This is a genomic window from Streptomyces monticola, from assembly GCF_042665355.1.
GTDB classification, from domain to species: Bacteria; Actinomycetota; Actinomycetes; order Streptomycetales; family Streptomycetaceae; genus Streptomyces; species Streptomyces monticola.
Map to the genome: position 1 here is coordinate 45,439 of NZ_JBHTCF010000017.1, position 19,050 is coordinate 64,488.

A 19,050-nucleotide genomic window follows, 5' to 3' on the forward strand; every position below is an offset into this window, starting at 1 on the left:
TGCAGTGGGCGGGTTCCACGCGTACGGCGTGTACGGGGTGTCAGGACCCCCATGTTCAGGACCCCCAGGGATGCCTTGTCAACAACAAGAACTAGTAGCGGTAAACAGCAAGAAGCCAGAAGAGCGAAAAGCTGGAAGTGTGAATCAGTCGCCCCAAGCGAATGCATGCCGAGGCGAGTTCGGCCCAGTCCGCGCAGTTTCGCGCCGACCGGGCCTCCCTCAACACCTCAGGCCATTCGCCTCAGGCCACCTCAAGCTGCGGAACAGATGTCCGCTCAGCCCCAGGTGTTGGCGTTCTGCTTCTCAGTGGCCTGGTAGTTCTCGGCCGAGTTCTGCAGCGCCGAGGCGATCTTCATCAGCGTCTGGTGCAGGCTCTGCGCGGTCTGGTCCCACTCGCGCTGCTTGCGCTGGTAACCCTCCTGCGCTTCACCTTCCCAGGTGGCGGCGACGGTCTTGACCGCGCCCTCGATGTCGTCCAGCTGCTGCTTGATGCGGCCGGCCGTGGTGCGCACGTCGGTGGCGGCGTTGGTGATGGTTGCGTAATTGACGAGAATGGACATCGTCGTCCCCTTTCAGGGAGATTGCGGAAGTTGGTGGTGAGAGCGGAGCGCTGTTCTGCTTTCCAGCAGATTCGGCTCCTGCTACGCGACGATCAGCCGAAGTCCGACATGATCTTGCTGATCTCGGAGTTCTGCTGCTCTTCCGACGCGGTGTAGTTGCTCCGCGTGGAGTCCACGGCTTCCTTGATGTCCTGGAGGATGTCGCTCATCCTCTTCGCGTCCGTGTTCCACCGCTCCTGCAGCGAGTGGTAGGACTTGGCTGCCTGGCCCTGCCAGCCGCCCGCGATCTGCTCGATCACGCCGTTGAGGCGGCGGATCTCGCCCTGGATCTGACCGTTCGCCGTGTTGATGTCGCCCGAGAGCTTGGCGAGCTGATCTTCTGTTACCCGAAACTGGCCGGCCATGGTGAACCTTCCCCCATGTCGTTGTGGTCCCGAGAAGCCCGTACCGCTTCTCGGGTAGTGACGTCACTTCTGCATAAACATCAATGAGCGCTGTCAGCACTCTATCGCTCGGCTGTCACACATCCAGCGGCAGCTGCGATCAGTTACAGACTTCACACACTCACGCGACGGAGCTGTGATTGGTGGGGCTCAAGTCGGGGCAGGTGCAACCCATTTGAGCCCCATCGCCTGAGCTCCATCGCCAAGTGCGAGCCTCACTGGCTACTGGCTCTGCTCCTGCGCGGCGCTTCCGGTGTCCAGCATCGGCCCCTTGGGGATGAATTCGGCCCAGTTGCGCGGGACGATCGCAGGCCGCTTGACCTTCTCGTAGCCGAGGCGGGTGCGGGCCTTGTCCGTCTCCGAGGGCTGTCCGTCCTTGGAGCCCGTGGCCTTGCTGCCGTCCTTGTCCGCCGCACTGTCGTTGCCGGACGGGAGCGAGTAGCGCAGGCCCGTGTCCGTCAGCAGGTACCACCCGCCACCGCCGCCCGTCGCGCTCCTGACCTCCTGGAAGATCAGGCCCGAGCCGGAGGAGACATACGCGTTCAGGGAGTCCGCGATGACCTTCTTCGGGTAGGCCTTGCCCGCCCAGGCGGCGAGGCCGAGCCCACTCCTTGAGGCCTTGCCGTCGAAGACGCTGCACGAGGTGTTGTTCACCGTGCCGGTGGCCTCGTCCACGGCGTTGGCCTGCTTGGGCGGCCGCTGCGGCCAGCCCTTGTCGTTGAAGAACTCGGGCACTTCGCCGCCGTTGGCCGCGGTGATGTCCGTCGCGTCGACCTCGATCGGCTCGGCGCTCTCGGTGCCGTACGCGAGCTTGGCGGTCGGGGAGTTCCTCAGCAGGCCCGCCACGAACGGGGAGATGGCCGCGACCTCGTCCTTCAGGACGACGAAGTACCCCTCGCCCTGGGCGTCCTCGGCCTTGAGGACCTTGCCGATCGTGGTCGCTTCCTCGGGCAGGCCCTGGACGCCGGTCGTCCCGCCCGCGCCCGGGACATCCGGGAAGGTGATCGGGCCCCTGTCCCGGAGCGTCTTGAGCCACTGCGCGCTGACCGGCTGCGGTTCGGCCGAGCCGCCGACGACGGCGTTGAGCAGGTTCCTGGTCTGCACCGGATCCGCGTTCACCTCGTTGTTGCCGAGGCGGAAGACGTTGCCCTTGCCGTCGACGAGGAACCGCAGCTTCGACTCGGGCTCGTAGACGTAGAGGGCTTCCTTGGAGCTGACCTTGCCCTCGTCGTTCACCGCCTCGGCGTCTTCCTTGTTGAGGACGAAGACCGCGCGGTCGAGGGTCTTGCCACCCTTGGCGGGGCGCTCGCAGACCGCCCAGGTCTTCGGTGTCTCCGCGTCGTCCTTGGCGGGCATCCGGTCGGGAGCGTAAGGAATGCCGATGGTCGAGCCGTGCCGGATGCCGCTCTTGTCGATCTCCTTGGCCGGCACCTCGATGACCGTGCCCTTGCCCTTGTCGAGCAGGAGCTTGGCCGATGCGTAGTTGAGCACCGGGTGGAGAACCTTGTCACCGCCCTCCTTGAGGACGATGTAGCGCGTCGTGGAGTCGCTGTCGACGATGATGTGCTCGCCGGGGGTGTCCCAACCCTTGGGCGCCGCAGGCTTGATCACACCCCAGGCGATGAAGCCGATGACGAGAACGACACCGATCGCCAAACTGGGCATCACGGTGCGAACCGGGCGCGGTGCACCCTCTTCCGAGCCCCCCGGCTCCGGTGCCAGGAACGCCGCGACAGTGCGCTTGCGCGCGAACGTATAGGCGGCGAGCTCATCCCGACGCTTTGCCATGTGTCCCAGCTCTCCCGTTTCTCCCGTTTTGCCATGCTCAGCTGTCGCCCCCCGGCCGGTTCCAGGCCGCATCACGCGCATCTAAGAGCCGGTTAAGCACAACAGGGCACCTACTATGCACTGCGCCACCGGGGCGTGGTCCACCAGGTTCGCTCTGCGACCACGCTCTGTACGGGAAGTTCACAGGCCCGCCCCACTTTCCTGGCCCGGCCCCCGTGTCGCGGGGGCCTCATCAGCGGGTAGCGTGACCTCCCACACGACACAGGGCACCGCAGTGCGCGACGAGCCACGAAGTCACCGTGGTCGACGGAAGTCACCGTCGCAGTCGTACGCCACAGATCAACTGATGCCACTTTGCGAAAGGGATGTCCCGGGGGATGACCAGCGCTACGAGCACTCGGCGCGGACGCCGCGCACAGCAGCAGCCGGGCGGCGGCGGCCGAGGCAGGCCCGCCCCGGCTCCGGCTCCGGCTCCCGCGGCCACCACATCCGCCGCACCGCGCACCCTGCCGCGCCCCGGCGGCCTCGGTCCGCTGCGCCTCCAGCAGCTCATCCTGGTGGAGCTCGCCGCCGCGATCATGCTGGCCGCCTGGGTCACCGAGCGCTGGCTGCTCGCCCCGGCCGGTGCCGTGGCCGCACTGCTCGTGCTGCTCGCCATCCTGCGCCGCCATCACCGCCCGCTTCCCGAGTGGTACGAGACGGCCCGCGCCCTCAAGCACCGCCAGCGCGAGGCCAAGATGCCGGTGTCGCCGGGCACGGACCCGATGCTGGCGCCCGCCGTCGAGTGCGACCCGGCCCTGCGCACGTACAGCTTCGTCTCGCGTGACGACCGCTCCATCGGCATGATCGGCGACGGCTCGTTCCTGACCGCCGTGCTCTTCGTACAGCCCAGCAATGAGCCCCTGCGCCCCGAAGTCCCGCGCAGGCAGCTGCCGTTGCAGCTGGTCCAGGACGCGCTCGAGGTCGACGGCATCCGGCTGGCCTCCGCGCAGATCGTGCAGCACACCCAGCCCGCGCCCGCCCCGCACCTGCCGCAGCAGTCGGTCGCCGCGCGGTCGTACGGACCGCTGCAGGCCCAGGCGGGATCGCCCGCGCTGCGGCTCACCTGGATCGCCCTCAAGCTCGACCCCGAGCTGTGCCCCGAGGCCGTCGAGGCCCGCGGCGACGGCATCCCCGGCGCCCAGCGCGCGCTGCTCCGCGTCGCCGACCAGCTGGCGAGCCGGCTCGCAGGCGCCGGCTTCGAGGCGACCATCCTGGACGAGAACGAGCTGGTCAACGCCGTCGCCACGTCCAGCTGCCTGAACCCCCGCGCCAACTCGCAGCACAGCAACGACGGGCGGCCCGCACAGCGCCGCACCGTCGAGGCGGTCCGCAGCTGGCGCGTCGACGACCGCTGGCACACCACGTACTGGATCTCCCGCTGGCCACAGCTGGGCGACGGCGGTGTGGCGCTGCCGCAGCTGGTCACGCGGTTCACCTCGCTGCCGGTGCTCGCCACCACCTTCTCCACCACGCTGAGCCGGGCCGGCAACCGCGGTATCGCCATCGCAGGCCATGTCCGCATCACCGGCCGCGGCGAGAACGAACTCGGCCAGGCGCGCCGTGAGCTGGAGCGCGCCGCGGGCGCCTCCAAGGTCGGCCTCGTGCGGCTCGACCGCGAACAGGTGCCCGGCGCCCTCGCCACCCTGCCGCTCGGAGGTACGAACTGATGTCCTACCCCTCGCCGACCATGAACCCGGGGCAGCAGCGCGGCCAGAACCCCGAGCGCAGGCCCGCTCACGTCGCCTCGCCCACCGACACCGGCATGATCCCGCTGCTGCAGCAGCCGGAGGCGCCGGAGCAGCACCAGCAGCGCCGTATCTTCAGCCCAGGCTTCGGCCTGCGCGGCCCGCGCCGCAACCGCCACGTCGTGACCTCCGAGGAGATCGCGGCGATCAGCATGCCGATCGGTGACGACGGCGTGATCATCGGGACCGACACCGAGAACCAGCCCGCCGTCCTCGGCCTCGCCCGCCCCAACCCCTTCGACGTGGTCGTCGTCGGCGGTCTGTGGTTCGCGCAGGTGCTCGCGCTGCGCGCGGCCGCGACCGGCGCCCGCGTGGCCGTCGAGACGGGCCGCCCGCAGGCCTGGACGCAGCTCGCCCAGGCGGCCGGCGGCGGCCAGCAGTGCGTGACCGTGTACCCGGTGGGACGCGTTCCGGCACAGGGCCCGTCGGTGTCCAGCCCGGTCGTCCTGATCCGTGACTGTGGTGTACGCCCGCCCCGTGGCCGAGTCACCTCGCTGCCGTGGCAGGCCGTGGTGACCGTGCTTCCCTTTGTCGGCGAGCACGCCCCGCGCTGGCTGGCCCAGGCCCAACTGGTCGGTATCCAGCGGATCTCGCCGCAGGAGACCGAGGTCGTACGCGAGACCCTCGGCGTGCCCGCCGAGCATCTGCAGCTGCTGCCGACGCTCTCCGACAACGTGGCCCTGTGGTGCACCCGCAAGCACCGCAAGTACGTGATGACCGAGCCCACCGACGCGGAGACGGGGCTGCTCGGTGCGGCCCGGCGGATGGACTGAGGGCGGCCTTGTTACCGCCCGCACCGCGGCGCAGTGCCCACCTTCCGCTTGACGGAAAGGTGGGCACTGCGGTGCTCGGGGCCGCGGGTCTCAGAGGAGTAACGAGCGGCACAAGAGGGTCGCTCACAACGGTCGTACAACGAAGCGTCAACCAAACGAGCGGCGGAGACGGAGCGCACACAAGGGCGCTTTCCCGTACCGCGGTGCGAGTGATTAGGCTCTTCTGGTGATGCGGTTGCGTCGCAGACGCGTGGGACGCGCCACCCCCATACCGCCCGACCGCGACGACGCATTCAGCAGCAGTGGCTGACCAGGAGGCAAGCAGTGAACAGGGATCGGTCCGACTACCACGGCGGCCAGTCCCCTGACGGGGACGACCGTGAGCTCGACCTCACGGGCGAGTTCGAAATCGTCTACGAGCCTCCTGCTTGGTACGACCAGGGATCCACGAGCGGCAGCGGCCACACCGGCCAGGCCTCGGCGCCGCCGCCCACCGGTCCGCCGCTCGGCCCGCAGGGACAGCAGGGACAGCAGCCGCCCGCCCCCGGGCAACAGCAGCATCAGCAGTACGCACCGCAGCAGCCGCAGCGGCCGCAGGGGACGGACGGCGCCGGTTACGGCTACCCGCAGGCCGGCGCCCCGCAGCCCGGCTACGGCTACCCGCAGCAGGCGCCGCCGGCGGTTCCGCAGCAGGGGACGGACGGGGCTGGTTACGGCTACCCGCAGACCGGCGCCCCGCAGGGTGCCCCGCAACCCGGTTACGGCTACCCGCAGCAGCAGGCCCAGCAGGCGGCACCCGCCGCTCCCCCGGCCGCCGCACCACAGTCCGCCACTCCGCAGTCCGTCCAGGACACGTCGGGTGGGGGGTACGGCTACCCGCAGCAGGCGCCCGCGCCCTCGCCGTCGGCCGATGTTTCGCCCGCGCCCACACCGGACGCTTCTCCGGCTCCGCCCGCTCCGTCGACGCCCTCGGCTCCGTCGGCTCCGTCGGCAGATGCCCCCGCGGCGCCCGGTTTCCCCGTACTGCGGCCGGCCGGCGACACGGACAGCGGTGTGCCCGCTGCTCCTGTGACCGCCACTCCCGCCACTCCCGCCGAGAGCGCGCAGGAGCAGGAAGAGCCGGAGCAGTCGGAGTCGTCCGAGCAGCCGGAGTCGTCCGCTGCCCTGAACTACGCGGCTGCGGACGCCGAGGCGGCAGCGCTGTTCGGCTCCCCGGACGACGAGCCCGAGGCGGAAAACGCAGCGGAGACGGACGCGGAGTCCCAGTCGGAATCGGAGTCGGAGTCGGAGTCGGAGGAGTCTCAGGAGCCGGCGTCGGAGCCTGAGCCGGAGACCACTGACGCCGCCGCCGAGGCGCCCGAGGCGCCCGAGGCGGAGCCCACCGCTCAGGAGCCCACCACTCAGGACCCCGCGCAGCCGCAGGCGCCGCAGGCCCCCCAGGGCGCTCCGCAGCAGCAACTGCCCCCGCTGCCCGAGGGTTACCAGCCCGCGCAGCAGGTGCAGAACGCCCCGCAGCAGCAGGCACCGCAGCAGCCGCAGCAGGACCCCCAGGCAGCAGCGGCAGCCGCCGCGGCCGCCCAGGCCCAGCAGGGTGGTTACGGCTACCCTCAGCAGGCGCAGCCCCAACAGCAGCCCGCGCAGGGCGGGTTCGGTCCCGCGCAGCCGCTGCCGCAGGCACAGCCCCAGCCCGGCCAGCCCGGCCAGCCCGGCCAGCAGCAGGGTCAGCCGATGCCGCAGCAGGCGCCCCAGCAGCAGGCGCCGCAGCACCCGCAGGCCCAGCAGCAGCCCGGCTACGGCTACCCGCAGACCGGCGCCCCGCAGGGTGCCCCGCAACCCGGTTACGGCTACCCGCAGCAGGCCCAGCCCGGCCAGCAGCAGGGCCAGCCCGGCCAGCCGATGCCCCAGCAGCCGCAGCACCAGCAGCAGGCACCGCAGCACCCGCAGCAGCAGGCACCGCAGCACCCGCAGGCCCACCCCGTACAGCCCCAACAGCCCCAACAGCCCCAACAGGGCCAGCACCCGGGCCAGCAGGGCCAGCACCCGGGCCAGCCGATGCCGCAGCAGCCCCAGGCTCAGCAGCACCCGCAGCCCCAGGCACCCCAGCACCAGCAGATGCCGCAGCAGGGCCAGTCCCCCGGCCCGGCGCACCCCAATCAGGACTGGTCGTCGGGCGGGCACCCGGGCCAGGCCGGCCCCGGCGCACAGCAGCCGCAGCAGCAGGCCGCGCCCGGCACGCCGCTCGGCTACAACGCCGCGGTGGAGCTGTCATCGGACCGCCTCCTGCGCAACCAGCCCAAGCAGCGCAAGAACAACGCGGGCCCGTCCCGCTTCAAGCTCGGCGCCAAGAAGGAAGAGGCCGAGCGGCAGCGGAAGCTGGATCTGATCCGTACGCCGGTGATGTCCTGCTACCGCATCGCGGTGATCTCCCTCAAGGGCGGCGTCGGCAAGACCACGACGACGATGTCCCTCGGTGCGACGCTCGCCTCGGAGCGCCAGGACAAGATCCTCGCGATCGACGCCAACCCGGACGCGGGCACCCTCGGCCGCCGTGTACGACGCGAGACCGGTGCCACCATCCGTGACCTGGTGCAGGCGATCCCGCAGCTCAACAGCTATATGGACATCCGCCGTTACACCTCGCAGGCGCCCTCGGGCCTGGAGATCATCGCCAACGACGTGGACCCGGCGGTCTCCACCACCTTCAACGACCAGGACTACCGCAGCGCGCTCGACGTGCTCGGCCGTCAGTACCCGATCATCCTCACCGACTCGGGTACCGGTCTGCTCTACAGCGCGATGCGCGGAGTGCTCGATCTGGCCGACCAGCTGATCATTATCTCGACGCCGTCCGTGGACGGTGCGAGCTCCGCGTCGACCACCCTCGACTGGCTGTCGGCGCACGGCTTCGCGGATCTCGTACAGCGGTCGATCACCGTGATCTCCGGGGTCCGCGAGACCGGCAAGATGATCAAGGTGGAGGACATCGTCGCGCACTTCGAGACGCGCTGCCGCGCCGTCCAGGTGGTGCCGTTCGACGAGCACCTCGCGGCGGGCGCCGAGGTGGACCTCGGCATGATGCGGCCCAAGACCCGCGAGGCGTACTTCAATCTCTCGGCCCTGGTCGCCGAGGACATCTCGCGCGCCCAGCAGAGCGCGGGCTTCGGCGCCCAGCAGCAGATGCAGCAGCAGCCGGGGCAGCCCCCGCAGGGGTACGCCCAGCAGCCGCCGCAGCAGGGCTACCCCCAGCAGGGCGCCCCGCAGCAGGGCCAGGGCTGGCAGCAGCCGGGCCAGCAGCCCCCGCAGGGGCAGGGCTGGCAGCAGCAGCCGGGGCAGCCCCAGCAGCAGGGACAGCAGCAGCCGGGTGCGGTGCCGCCGGGCTGGACGCAGCAGTAACACCCGCTCACACAAAGGGGGTTGGCGCCATCGGACGCCAACCCCCTTTGCCATGCCCGCAGTTGTGCAGACGACCGGCGTACCGCCTACTTCAGATCGAACTCCCCGTCACGCGCCCCGAGAACGAACGCCCGCCACTCCGCCTCGGTGTAACGCAGCACCGTCTGCGGCTCCTTGGAGTTGCGCATCGCGACGGCACCGCCCTCCAGATAGGCGATCTCGACCTTCTCGTCCTGCGGTCCGCCGGGGGCGCTGTGCCACTCGACGCCGCTGATGTCCATCGCGTACAGCGCGTCCTTCTCGGCTTCCTTGCGCGCCGCCTGCGCCGCCTTGTCCTCCGGGGACTGCTCGGTCGACATCAGTTCACTCCGTTCCACGAGCCTTGCGGATGCCTGGACTCTATCGTCGTGAGGGCCGTCGCCGTGGCGCTTCAGAGGGCTAGACCAATGAGGGATCACGGCTCCAACTCGGCGTCATAACAGGTGCGTTCCCGCAGGCCACGCGGGGTTCATTCGCCGTTGACATGTTTAGACCACCGCTGATAGACACACAGCTCATTCATCTGAGAGCTGTTCCGCAAGTCCGACGTGAGGTCAACTGCCCCATGGACACCAGAGATCAGCAAGCCCCACCGCCCCGCCGAGGCATCCGCCGCCGCGCCCGTCTGCTGTGCGGCGCAGGCGCCGCCGCCCTCACGCTGACGGCCGGCCTCGCCTCCCCGCTCAACCCCGCGCCCGAGCAGGCGCAGGCCGACAGCGACGGCAAGAAGACCCTCACGGTCGCGGTGGCGCAGAGTGTCGACTCGCTCAGCCCGTTCCTCGCCCAGCGTCTGGTGAGTACGAGCATCCACCGGCTCATGTACGAGTACCTGACGAACTACGACCCCAAGGACAACCACACGGTCCCGGGTCTCGCCACCGCGTGGAAGCCGTCGGCGGACAAGCTGACCTGGACGTTCACCATCCGTAAGAACTCCAAGTGGTCCGACGGGAAGCGGGCGACGGCCGAGGACGCGGCCTGGACGTTCAACAAGATCATGACGGATGAGGGCGCCGCCACGATCAGCGCCAGCTATGTCGCCAACTTCAAGAAGGTGACGGCCCCTTCGCCGGACAAGCTGGTCGTCGAGCTGAAGAAGCCGCAGGCCACGATGACCGCCATCGATGTGCCGATCGTGCCCAAGCACGAGTGGGACAAGGTCGAGGACTTCTCGAAGTTCGGCAACGACGAGAAGTTCCCGATCGTCGGCAACGGCCCCTTCGTCCTCACCGGCTACAAGAAGGACAAGTTCGTCAAGCTGGAGCCGAACAAGTCCTTCTGGCGCGGCGCCCCCAAGTTCGACGAGCTGGTCTTCAAGACGTACAAGGACCAGGACGCCGCCGTCGCGGCCCTGAAGAAGGGCGAGGTGTCCTTTGTCGCGGGCCAGCCCTCGCTGACCCCGGCGCAGGCCGCCGACCTCAAGAACGCCCCGAACGTCAAGGTCAACGACGCCCCCGGCCGCCGCTTCTTCGCGCTCGCCACCAACCCGGGCGCGCGGACCAAGGACGGCAAGAAGTTCGGCAACGGACATCCGGCACTGCTCGACCAGAAGGTGCGGCAGGCGCTCTTCCTCTCCATCGACCGCAAGAAGATCGTCGACAAGGTCTTCCAGGGGCACGCCGTGGAGGGCGAGGGCTATATCCCGCCGCGCTTCTCCGACTATTTCTGGAAGCCCGGCGCGGACCAGAAACTCGCGCACGACCCGAAGAAGGCGGCCCAACTCCTCGATGAGGCGGGCTACAAGAAGAACGGCGACGGAAAGCGCGTCGGCAAGGACGGAAAGCCGCTCGACTTCCGTATTCTCTGCCACGCCACCGACCCGATCGACAAATCCATCGGGAATTACCTCAAGGAATGGTGGGGCGATCTCGGTATCGGGCTAGAGGTGCAGTGCCTCGACAATGTCACCGACCCCTGGTACGCGGGCGAATACGATCTGGCCTTCGACGGCTGGTCGGTGAACCCCGACCCCGACTACGTCCTGTCCCTGCACATCTGCGGGGCCCTGCCGTCCAAGCCGGGCGCCACCTCGCCCACCGACAACTTCATCTGCGACAAGAAGTACGACGACCTCTACCAGAAGCAGCAGGCCGAGTACGACCCGGCCAAGCGCGCCGACCTCGTCAAGCAGATGCAGTCGCGGCTCTACGACACCGGGTACATGAACATCATCGCGTACCCCAATGCCGTCGAGGCCTATCGCACCGACCAGATCAAGTCCGTGACCACGATGCCGTCCGACGCGGGCAACATCTACGGCCAGGACGGCTACTGGAGCTGGTGGTCGGCCGTCCCCGCGGACTCCGGCGACACGTCCGACGGCGGTTCGTCGGCCGGCGTGGTCATCGGTATCGCCGCGGGTGTCGTCCTGCTCCTCGGTGCCGGGGCGTTTGTCGCACTCCGCCGCCGCTCCACCGCGGAAGAGCGGGAATAGCCCTCCCCGACCAGCACTCCAGCACGCCAGCACTCAAGCGCCCGTTGCTCCAGCGCCCCGTTGCTCCAGTGCTCCAGTGCTCCAGTGCTTCTGACACCGCGAAGAGGCGGATCCGTACATGACCGACGCCAGTACCAGCACCACGGCGCTCGCGGACCCCGACGGTCCGCACGGTCCAGGTCCCGACGGCCCGGCTGCGGCCGGGCCGTCGGCCCGCGGACCACGGGCCCGCAACGCCACCGCGTATCTGCGGTATGTGGCGGGCAAACTCCTCGGCGCGGCGGTCTCGCTGTTCGCCGTGCTCGTCACCAGCTTCTTCCTGTTCCGCATCATCCCCGGCGACCCGGTGCGCACCATCACGCACGGCCGGGCCGTCTCCGACGAGCAACTGCAGGCGCTGCGCCGCCAGTTCGGTATCGACAAGCCGCTGTGGGAACAGTTCACGCAGTACTGCGGCCAGGCGCTGCAGGGCGACTTCGGCAACTCGTACCAACTGCATGATCCCGTCGGTGAGTTGATCTGGGACCGGCTGCCGGCCACGCTGCTGCTCACCGGCACGGCCTTCGTCCTGTACTCCCTCATCGGGGTCTGGCTCGGCACCCGCTCCGCGTGGCGCAGCGGCCGCATCGGCGACCGCTTCAACACCGGCCTGTCGCTCACCCTGTACTCGGTGCCGTCGTTCTGGCTCGGCCTGATGCTGATCAATGTGTTCGCGGTCGGCGTCGGCTTCATCCCCGGCGTCTTCCCGACCGGCCTGATGGAGTCGGGCGACGGCTCCACAGGGCTCGCGCACGCCCTGGACGTGGCCCACCACATGGTGCTTCCCGTGCTGACCCTGGTCGCGGTCGGCTATGCGCAGACGCTCCTGGTGATGCGTTCCTCGCTGCTCGACGAGATGGGCAGCGACTATCTGACGACGGCCCGCGCGAAGGGCCTGCGCGACGCTCTCGTACGCCGCCGCCATGCCGTACCCAACGCGCTCCTGCCCACCGTGACGCTGATGTTCGTCAACCTCGGGCATGTGGTCGCGGGCCAGATCCTGGTCGAGACGGTCTTCTCCTGGCCGGGCCTCGGCGGCCTGTTCTACGAAGCCCTCTCCATCCCCGATCTGCCGCTCCTTCAGGGCCTGTTCTTCGTGTTCGCGGCCGGTGTGATCCTGATGAACACACTCGCCGACCTGATCTATCCGCTGCTCGACCCCCGGGTGGGCCGATGACCGAGACCTCCGCTTCCACAGGCACCGAGGCCGCTCCCAAGAGCCCCCGCGCCCTGGCCCGGGAGCGCAGACGCCACTCCGCGGCCCGCTTCTGGCGGGAGTTCCGCACCCACCGCGCGGGCCTGTTCGGTCTTGCGGCCCTGGCCCTGTTCGTGCTGCTCGCCCTGCTCGCGCCGGTGCTCGTCGGCTCCGATGTGCAGAGCGTGACCAAGGCGCCGGGGCAGCCGCTCGAAGCACCGAGCGGCGAGTTCCTCCTCGGCACCGACAAGGACGGCCGCGGCATGCTCGGGCTGCTGATCTGGGGCGCCCGATTCTCGCTCACCGTGGGCTTCCTCGCCGCGGCGCTCTCGGTGGCGATCGGCACCCTGATCGGCATCACCGCGGGCCACTACAAGGGCTGGTACGCCACGGTGATCATGCGGATCACCGACTGGTTCCTGGTCATGCCGACCCTGGTCCTCGCCATCGCCCTGGCCAGTGTCCTGTCCCGCTCCATCTGGACGATCATCCTGGCGATCGGCGTCACCACCTGGCCCACGACGGCCCGCCTGGTGCGCGCCCAGACCCTGGCCGTCGAGTCCCGGCCCTATATCGAGCGGGCCCGCGCCCTCGGCGGCGGCCACACGCACATCATGACGCGGCACGTCCTGCCGAACGTCATGCCGCTCGTCCTGGCCCAGACGACCCTGGTCATCTCCTCGGCGGTGCTGACCGAGGCGACGCTCGCCTTCCTCGGCCTCGGCGATCCCACGGTCACCTCGTGGGGCGGCCTGCTCCAGGACGCCCGGGACGCGGGGGCGACCACGAAGTGGTGGTACGTGATGCCGCCCGGCCTCGCCATCGCCCTGGTGGCCCTGTCCTTCACACTCTGCGGCCGCGCCGTGGAGTCGGTCCTCAACCCCAGGCTGGGGGCGTCCCGTTGAGCACGAACACCGCATCCGCCGGCGCCGCGGAGGCACCCCGGAACACCACGCCCCTGCTCGAGGTCAGAAATCTCGAAGTGACCTACGGCTCGGGAGCCGCCGCCGTCCGTGGCGTCGACCTGACCCTGGAGGCGGGCAGCAAGCTCGGTATCGCGGGCGAGTCGGGCTGCGGCAAGTCGACCCTGGCGCTCGCCCTGCTACGCCTTCTGCCCGCCGGAGCGAAGATCTCCGGTGAGATCCTCCTGGACGGCGAGGACGTGCTCGGCATGAAGTGGGGGCGGCTGCGGGCCGTGCGCTGGGCGGGGGCGTCGATCGTGTTCCAGGGCGCGATGCACTCGCTCAACGCCGTGCACCGGATCGGCGACCAGATCGCCGAGCCCATGCTGATCCACCGGACGGCGGGGCCCGACGGCGCCAAGAAGCGCGTCGCCGAACTCCTGGAGCAGGTGGGCCTTCCCGCCGCCCGCGCGGCCTCGTACCCCCATGAGCTGTCCGGCGGCCAGCGCCAGCGCGTGATGATCGCCATGGCCCTGGCCTGCGACCCGCGCCTGATCGTGGCCGACGAACCGACCACCGCACTCGATGTGATGATCCAGGCCCAGATCCTGCGCCTGATCGAGGAGTTGGTCGCCGAACAGGGCGTGGGCCTGATCATGATCAGCCACGATCTCGCGGTCCTGGCCGACACCTGCGACCGGCTCGCGGTGATGTACGCGGGCCGCGTCGTCGAGGAGGGCCCGGCCGCCCAGGTCCACGAGAACGCCCGCCACCCCTACGCCAAGGCCCTGTCGGCGGCCTTCCCGCGGATCGGTGACCCCGCGTCCCGGCACGCACCGCGCGGCCTCGCGGGCGACCCGCCCGACCCCTTGGACCTGCCGACGGGCTGCACGTTCCATCCCCGGTGCCCGGTGGCGGTCGTCGAGCGGTGCGCCACCGAGGACCAGGCACTGCGGGGATCCGATGACTGGAAGGCGGCGTGTATCCATGTCTGACCCGGTAGCCGGCTCCACGGGCACGGCGGCGTCCGGCGGTGCGCCCCTGCTCGGCGCGGCGGACCTGAAGGTCACCTTCGCGGGCCGCCGCGGCTCCCCCGAGGCCCGCGCCGTGGACGGCGTCCATCTCGACATCGCGCCCGGAGAGATCGTGGCCCTGGTGGGCGAGTCCGGCTGCGGCAAGACCACCCTGGCCCGGGCCCTGCTCGGCCTGGAGAAACCGACCACGGGCCAAGTGAGCTTCGACGGCGCCCCGTTGGCGTACGACAGCCGCGCGCTGAAGGCGTACCGCAACCGCGTCCAGCTCGTCCTGCAGGACCCCAGCGGTTCCCTCAACCCGCGGCACACGGTCTACGAGGCCGTGGCCGAGGGTCTGCGCATCCACGGCTACACGGGCGACGAGCGCGCCAAGGTCGCCGAGGCCCTGTCGCGCGCCGGGCTCAGGCCGCCCGAGCGGTTCTTCCTGCGCTATCCGCACGAGCTCTCCGGCGGCCAGCGCCAGCGCGTCGTCATCGCGGGCGCCCTCGTCCTCGACCCCGAACTGATCGTCGCGGACGAGCCGGTGGCGTCGCTCGACGCGTCCGTGCGCGGCGAGATCCTCGCGCTGCTGCTCTCGCTGCGCGAAGAACTCGGCCTGTCGGCCCTCGTCGTCACGCACGATCTGGGGCTCGCCTGGAACATCGCGGACCGGGTCGCCGTCATGTATCTGGGCCGGGTGGTCGAGACGGGCACCGTCGAAGAGGTCCTCACCTCGCCCCAACACCCCTACACCCAGGCGCTGTTGTCCGTCCTCCCGGAGGCGCAGGGCGAGCCGGTGGTACTGACCGGTGAGCCGCCGGACCCGACACGCATCCCGCCCGGCTGCCGCTTCCACGCGCGCTGCCAGGTGCTCGCGTCGGGCGAGGCGGAACGGACGGGGGTCGCGCAGTCCTGCCGTACGAAGGAGCTGCCGGTCCTTTCGGCGGCGGGCACGGCGCAGGTGGCCTGCCACTGGGCGGCGGCGAAGGCGGGCGCGAGCGGCTGAGCGGCTTGGGGGAAGTCCGGTGCGGTTCGTCGTACCCCAAAGGAACACCTAAGGCCGCAGCACCTCACGGAACGCATGCTCGCCCGACGGTTTCAGCTCCACCAGCGGCAGCGGCTTGTCGACGGGATCTCCGCTGTCGCCGAAGCGGATCGGCCCGCTCAGGCCCTTCACCTCGTTGCCCTGCTTGACGGTGAGCAGCAGCTGCAGCACCGCTCCCGAGCTCACCGTGCGCGGCCCGGCGTCCCTGATGGCGCTGCCGGCGACGAACAGGGCGTCGTGCACGACGAGGGCCTCGCCGTCGTCGAGCTGCTCGGGGCCGCGACCGGTCTGCTGGGTGTAGCGCGTGCTGAACTCGGGGATGGGGTCGCCGTCCTCACCGGTCGGGTAGCCACCGCGCCACAGGTCGGGGTGGGCCAGGGCGGTGAAGAGGACGGTGACGTTGCTGAGCCGCCAGCGCTTGGCGAACCGGTCTCTGCGGGCGCTGTCCTCCTCGACGTCGGAGAACATGCCGATGGCGTCGTCCCCGGTGAGCACGGTGGTCCGGCAGCGCTGCCCCCAGGCCGCCATCGCCGTGATGAACTCCCGCAGTTCACGGCCGCGGCCGGCGAAGTAGAGGGCGTCGGGCTTCTCGCGGCAGACGCGTTCGGCGATGGAGGCGAAGGCGTTGGCGGTGGCGGGCGCTCCCGAGTCGTAGTCGAGGCCCAGATCCTCCAGCTTGAGGCCGTGCTTGTCCGCGGCACCGGAGAAGCCCGTGTGGAGCGAACGGCTGTAGATGTCCTGGCCGTTGCGGTCCCTGACGACGGCGACGCGGTAGCCGCCCTTCTGGCGCTGCCGTTCCCTGAGGTGACGGGCGGCCGCCGCGGCCTCACCACGGTTCGGGGAGACCACGCGGAAGAAGCCGATCTCGCCCTCGTCGGTGAGCCCGTCCGCCGTGGAGGTGGCCCCGAGCAGCGGAAGCTTGGCCTTGCGCAGCTTGTCGACGGCGAGCTTCGTGGTGTCCAGGGACGGACCGAAACCGGCGACCGCGACCAGTCGGTGCTCGTCGTCGTCCTTCATCCCGATCAGCCGGTCCGCGAGGGGCTCCCACTGCCGGGCCCCGGCACCCGGGTTGGCGAGGAGCAGCTTGATCTGCGGCTCGTCACCCGGCCCGCCCTCCTCGGTGCGGTTGAGCTCGTACTGGGCGAGATAGGCGCCTTCCAGTTCCTGCCGCGCCGACTCGTCCTCCTTGCCGCGCGAGCCGCGGGTCACGGGCTGGACGTAGGCGACGGACACCCATGGCTTGCCGGACTCCTCGACGGCCTCGTTCTCCTCGTGGATGAGCCGGGTGACGTCCTTCAGGGAGCCGTCGAAGGTGTACGCGCCGTCGGTGACGCCCACGCACTCGTCGTCCGGCCCCTCCTCCCACACGCCGTCGGCGCACCGGTCGAACCAGTAGTCCTGTGTACCCCAGCTCGAACCGGCCAGGAAGTAGACGGCGTACGCCACCAACACGGCGGCGGGCACAGCCCACTTGACGTACCACCACTTCGGCCGTGGCGCCCGCGGCGGCACCGGGGGCTGCCCCTGTGCGGGCGGCGGGGGGACCGTGGGACCCGTCACCATGGCTCCTTTCGGTAGAGCCGCATGCGGTCGTCGAACGTCTGCCACTGGCGAAAGCCCCGCAGCTGCCCGCGCAGCCGCTCCAGCTGCTCCACGATCACGCCGTGCAGCTGCCCCGTGGGGTCGCCGAGCGGATCGGACCACAGTCCGGCGTACGGGTCGGTCTGCGGATGCAGGGTGAGCTGCCCCGCGATCAGCAGCTTGGCTATCTCCAACTGCTCGGCGGGTACGGTTCGTTCGGCCTGCGCGACGAGGCGTTCGTACTCGGGTCCGGCGTCGACGGCGGTGTGCAGGGTGCGGCGCGGGGCGCGCTGCACCCAGGACAGGGCACGGCACCAGGCCGCGGCGTCCAGGGTGCCGTCGCGGACCTCCTGGAAGGCGTCGTACAGATAGCGTGTGGCCGCCGCCAGTTCGCCCTGGGCGAGCCGGCAGTACGCCTCCTCGCGGGCGTCCCCGGTGCCGCCGGGGGCGGACACGGCGGCCCTGAGGACTTCGTACGCACCGCTCCAAGTGGCTGGTTCCAGCGGCGGGTTGTCGCCGTGTACCTGGGCGAGTTCCTGCAGCAGAAGGCGGCGTACGACATCGGGGAAGACCGCGGCCGCCTCGCCGTCGATCAGCGCGGGCTCGGTGCGCAGATCGTCCCGGACCAGCTCGGCGACCCGCTCGTGCAGATAGAGGCCGCCGCCCCACAGGCCGTTGGCGGCGACGGCCTGCCCCGGCGCGACGGCTGCCGCGGCCCGTGGCAGCACATGGCGCACGGCGGGCGACAGATCGCCGAGGAGCGCGTCGAGTACCTGCTGCCCGATGGTGTGACGGCTGCCCGGCGTGAACGCGCCCCGCACCCGCGCGACGAGCGGCTCCTGCTCGCCGTAGGAGACAAGCGCCGTCAACGCCGCCGCGGTGGCCAGCGGCTGACCCCGTGTCAGTTCGTGCAGGACCCGGCCGAGCCAGGCCGCGGGGCGCGCGATGCCGTGGACGGCTTCGCGGGGCAGGGCGTGCACGACGCGGGCGGAGAACTCGCCGACCTCGTCCCGGTCGAGGGGCCGCAGCTGCGCGACGTCGAGACGCCCGCCGATCCGCCGGGGAGCGACGGCGGCGCCGCCCTCGTCGTCGGCGGTGCGCCAGCACTCCAGGTAGGCGCCGTGCGGCACCAGGCCGGGTTCGCGGTTGACGAGGAGCTGGGGGCGCTTTCGTGCGGCGGCCACGAGCACCAGCGGGTCGGCGGCGCCGCGGGCGTGCCGGACGGCGTCGAGCGCCTCCAGGAAGGCGTTGCCCAGCGGGGTTTCGGCGTTGTCGAGCAGCACCAGACACCGCCAGGTGCGCTCCTGCCCCTCGCCGTCCTCGTACGCCCGCTGCAGATCGTCGAGGAACGCCCGCAGGAGCACTTCCTCGGCCTCGGCGCGCTGGGCCGAAGTGCCGTGCTGGAAGCCGTGGTTGAGCCCGGTGAGGAACTCGTCGGGCGAGGCGGGGGTGACCGAGCCCAGGCCGCGCACCGCCCGCCACAGCTTGCGTTTGCCGCTGGAGACACCCCACAGCCGCTTGCCGCCGCGCACCAGCGGGAAGGCGGCCATGACCAGCGGCGGCAGTCCCGCCACGGTGGCGGCCGTCTCCAGGATGGACAGATACAGGGCGTCGGACTCCTCCTCGGCCCTGCCCTCGTCGAGCGCGGTACGGATCTGCTGCACCGCCCGTGCCCTGTTGCCCGGATCCGTCTCGGCGGCCAGGGCCAGGGCGAGCGCCCCGGACGTGGGCAGCCGCAGAGCCGGGAAGCTCGGCGTCGCCGCGCTCAGCTGGAAAGCGATCTCGGCGAGTACGTCGGCGGTGCCGCGCCGCCCGTCGTCGAGCTGCGCCATGTCGAGGGCGGCGGTATGGGTGTGCTGCGCCAGCCACTTCAGATGGGCGAGCAGAGTGGTCTTGCCGGTGCCACGGCCACCGAGCAGAAGCAGCGGCGGCGTCGCCCCCTCGGTGCTCCCGTCGCGAGCGAGATGTTCCTGCACCCAGCGGGACAGCAGCAGATCACGCTGCGACGTACCCGCCCAGGCATCCCGCGGCACAGCTCCCCCTCGGCCATCGGATGTG

Annotated in this window: 14 protein-coding genes; 8 read left to right on the forward strand and 6 right to left on the reverse strand. The window is 70.5% G+C overall.

Features of this window, described 5'->3' with window-relative positions:
* Positions 1 to 275: 275 nt before the first annotated feature.
* The 3 genes from ACFQVC_RS31305 to eccB all read right to left on the reverse strand — a co-directional run bounded on the left by ACFQVC_RS31305 (position 276) and on the right by eccB (position 2,791).
* Positions 276 to 560, reverse strand: coding sequence for a WXG100 family type VII secretion target (locus ACFQVC_RS31305; protein WP_381836930.1), 285 nt, complete (start codon positions 558 to 560; stop codon positions 276 to 278).
* 92 nt (positions 561 to 652) lie between these two features.
* Complete coding sequence (locus ACFQVC_RS31310; protein ID WP_381836932.1) at positions 653 to 964, reverse strand: WXG100 family type VII secretion target; 312 nt, start codon at positions 962 to 964, stop codon at positions 653 to 655.
* A gap of 261 nt (positions 965 to 1,225) precedes the next feature.
* Positions 1,226 to 2,791, reverse strand: coding sequence for a type VII secretion protein EccB (eccB, locus tag ACFQVC_RS31315; RefSeq protein WP_381836934.1), 1,566 nt, complete (start codon positions 2,789 to 2,791; stop codon positions 1,226 to 1,228).
* A 377-nt stretch (positions 2,792 to 3,168) separates the two neighbouring features.
* Here eccB and eccE point away from each other — a divergent pair, with 377 nt between their 5' ends.
* The 3 genes from eccE (at position 3,169) to ACFQVC_RS31330 (ending at position 8,744) form a co-directional block, all read left to right on the forward strand.
* A complete protein-coding gene (gene eccE, locus ACFQVC_RS31320) occupies positions 3,169 to 4,500 on the forward strand; it encodes a type VII secretion protein EccE (protein ID WP_381836936.1) in 1,332 nt (443 codons plus the stop codon).
* On the forward strand, positions 4,500 to 5,351 hold the full coding sequence (locus ACFQVC_RS31325) for a hypothetical protein (RefSeq protein WP_381836937.1): 852 nt from the start codon (positions 4,500 to 4,502) through the stop codon (positions 5,349 to 5,351). Before eccE ends, ACFQVC_RS31325 begins: the two co-directional genes overlap by 1 nt.
* A 324-nt stretch (positions 5,352 to 5,675) precedes the next feature.
* Complete coding sequence (locus ACFQVC_RS31330; RefSeq protein WP_381836938.1) at positions 5,676 to 8,744, forward strand: SCO5717 family growth-regulating ATPase; 3,069 nt, start codon at positions 5,676 to 5,678, stop codon at positions 8,742 to 8,744.
* An 86-nt stretch (positions 8,745 to 8,830) separates the two neighbouring features.
* Here the strand turns inward: ACFQVC_RS31330 and ACFQVC_RS31335 are convergent, their stop codons facing one another.
* Entirely contained in the window at positions 8,831 to 9,103 is a 273-nt protein-coding gene (locus tag ACFQVC_RS31335) for a DUF397 domain-containing protein (RefSeq protein ID WP_381836940.1), read from the reverse strand.
* Between the two features lie 245 nt (positions 9,104 to 9,348).
* Between ACFQVC_RS31335 and ACFQVC_RS31340 the strand changes: the two genes are divergently transcribed.
* The 5 genes from ACFQVC_RS31340 (at position 9,349) to ACFQVC_RS31360 (ending at position 15,372) form a co-directional block, all read left to right on the forward strand.
* A complete protein-coding gene (locus tag ACFQVC_RS31340; RefSeq protein WP_381836942.1) occupies positions 9,349 to 11,217 on the forward strand; it encodes an ABC transporter substrate-binding protein in 1,869 nt (622 codons plus the stop codon).
* 118 nt (positions 11,218 to 11,335) lie between these two features.
* Complete coding sequence (locus ACFQVC_RS31345) at positions 11,336 to 12,433, forward strand: ABC transporter permease (protein WP_381836944.1); 1,098 nt, start codon at positions 11,336 to 11,338, stop codon at positions 12,431 to 12,433.
* Positions 12,430 to 13,356 (forward strand): ABC transporter permease, encoded by a 927-nt coding sequence (locus ACFQVC_RS31350; protein WP_381836946.1) that lies wholly within the window; start codon positions 12,430 to 12,432, stop codon positions 13,354 to 13,356. The genes ACFQVC_RS31345 and ACFQVC_RS31350 overlap by 4 nt, the downstream gene beginning before the upstream one ends.
* Positions 13,353 to 14,348, forward strand: coding sequence for an ABC transporter ATP-binding protein (locus tag ACFQVC_RS31355; protein ID WP_381836948.1), 996 nt, complete (start codon positions 13,353 to 13,355; stop codon positions 14,346 to 14,348). Before ACFQVC_RS31350 ends, ACFQVC_RS31355 begins: the two co-directional genes overlap by 4 nt.
* Complete coding sequence (locus tag ACFQVC_RS31360) at positions 14,341 to 15,372, forward strand: oligopeptide/dipeptide ABC transporter ATP-binding protein (protein ID WP_381836950.1); 1,032 nt, start codon at positions 14,341 to 14,343, stop codon at positions 15,370 to 15,372. The genes ACFQVC_RS31355 and ACFQVC_RS31360 overlap by 8 nt, the downstream gene beginning before the upstream one ends.
* 48 nt (positions 15,373 to 15,420) lie before the next feature.
* Here the strand turns inward: ACFQVC_RS31360 and ACFQVC_RS31365 are convergent, their stop codons facing one another.
* Both ACFQVC_RS31365 and ACFQVC_RS31370 read right to left on the reverse strand, forming a co-directional pair.
* A complete protein-coding gene (locus tag ACFQVC_RS31365; protein ID WP_381836952.1) occupies positions 15,421 to 16,974 on the reverse strand; it encodes an ABC transporter substrate-binding protein in 1,554 nt (517 codons plus the stop codon).
* The gene (locus ACFQVC_RS31370) at positions 16,968 to 19,025 is read right to left on the reverse strand and encodes a hypothetical protein (RefSeq protein ID WP_381836954.1); all 2,058 of its coding nucleotides are present in this window, start codon (positions 19,023 to 19,025) and stop codon (positions 16,968 to 16,970) included. Before ACFQVC_RS31370 ends, ACFQVC_RS31365 begins: the two co-directional genes overlap by 7 nt.
* Between the last annotated feature and the right edge of the window lie 25 nt (positions 19,026 to 19,050).

Excerpts from the sequence above, each read along its gene's own strand:
- ACFQVC_RS31360 (WP_381836950.1), top strand. The coding sequence starts at position 14,341 with ATGTCTGACCCGGTAGCCGGCTCCACGGGCACGGCGGCGTCCGGCGGT.
- eccB (WP_381836934.1), bottom strand. The coding sequence starts at position 2,791 with ATGGCAAAGCGTCGGGATGAGCTCGCCGCCTATACGTTCGCGCGCAAG.
- eccE (WP_381836936.1), top strand. The coding sequence starts at position 3,169 with ATGACCAGCGCTACGAGCACTCGGCGCGGACGCCGCGCACAGCAGCAG.
- ACFQVC_RS31325 (WP_381836937.1), top strand. The coding sequence starts at position 4,500 with ATGTCCTACCCCTCGCCGACCATGAACCCGGGGCAGCAGCGCGGCCAG.
- ACFQVC_RS31350 (WP_381836946.1), top strand. The coding sequence starts at position 12,430 with ATGACCGAGACCTCCGCTTCCACAGGCACCGAGGCCGCTCCCAAGAGC.
- ACFQVC_RS31310 (WP_381836932.1), bottom strand. The coding sequence starts at position 964 with ATGGCCGGCCAGTTTCGGGTAACAGAAGATCAGCTCGCCAAGCTCTCG.
- ACFQVC_RS31365 (WP_381836952.1), bottom strand. The coding sequence starts at position 16,974 with ATGGTGACGGGTCCCACGGTCCCCCCGCCGCCCGCACAGGGGCAGCCC.
- ACFQVC_RS31305 (WP_381836930.1), bottom strand. The coding sequence starts at position 560 with ATGTCCATTCTCGTCAATTACGCAACCATCACCAACGCCGCCACCGAC.
- ACFQVC_RS31345 (WP_381836944.1), top strand. The coding sequence starts at position 11,336 with ATGACCGACGCCAGTACCAGCACCACGGCGCTCGCGGACCCCGACGGT.
- ACFQVC_RS31335 (WP_381836940.1), bottom strand. The coding sequence starts at position 9,103 with ATGTCGACCGAGCAGTCCCCGGAGGACAAGGCGGCGCAGGCGGCGCGC.
- ACFQVC_RS31340 (WP_381836942.1), top strand. The coding sequence starts at position 9,349 with ATGGACACCAGAGATCAGCAAGCCCCACCGCCCCGCCGAGGCATCCGC.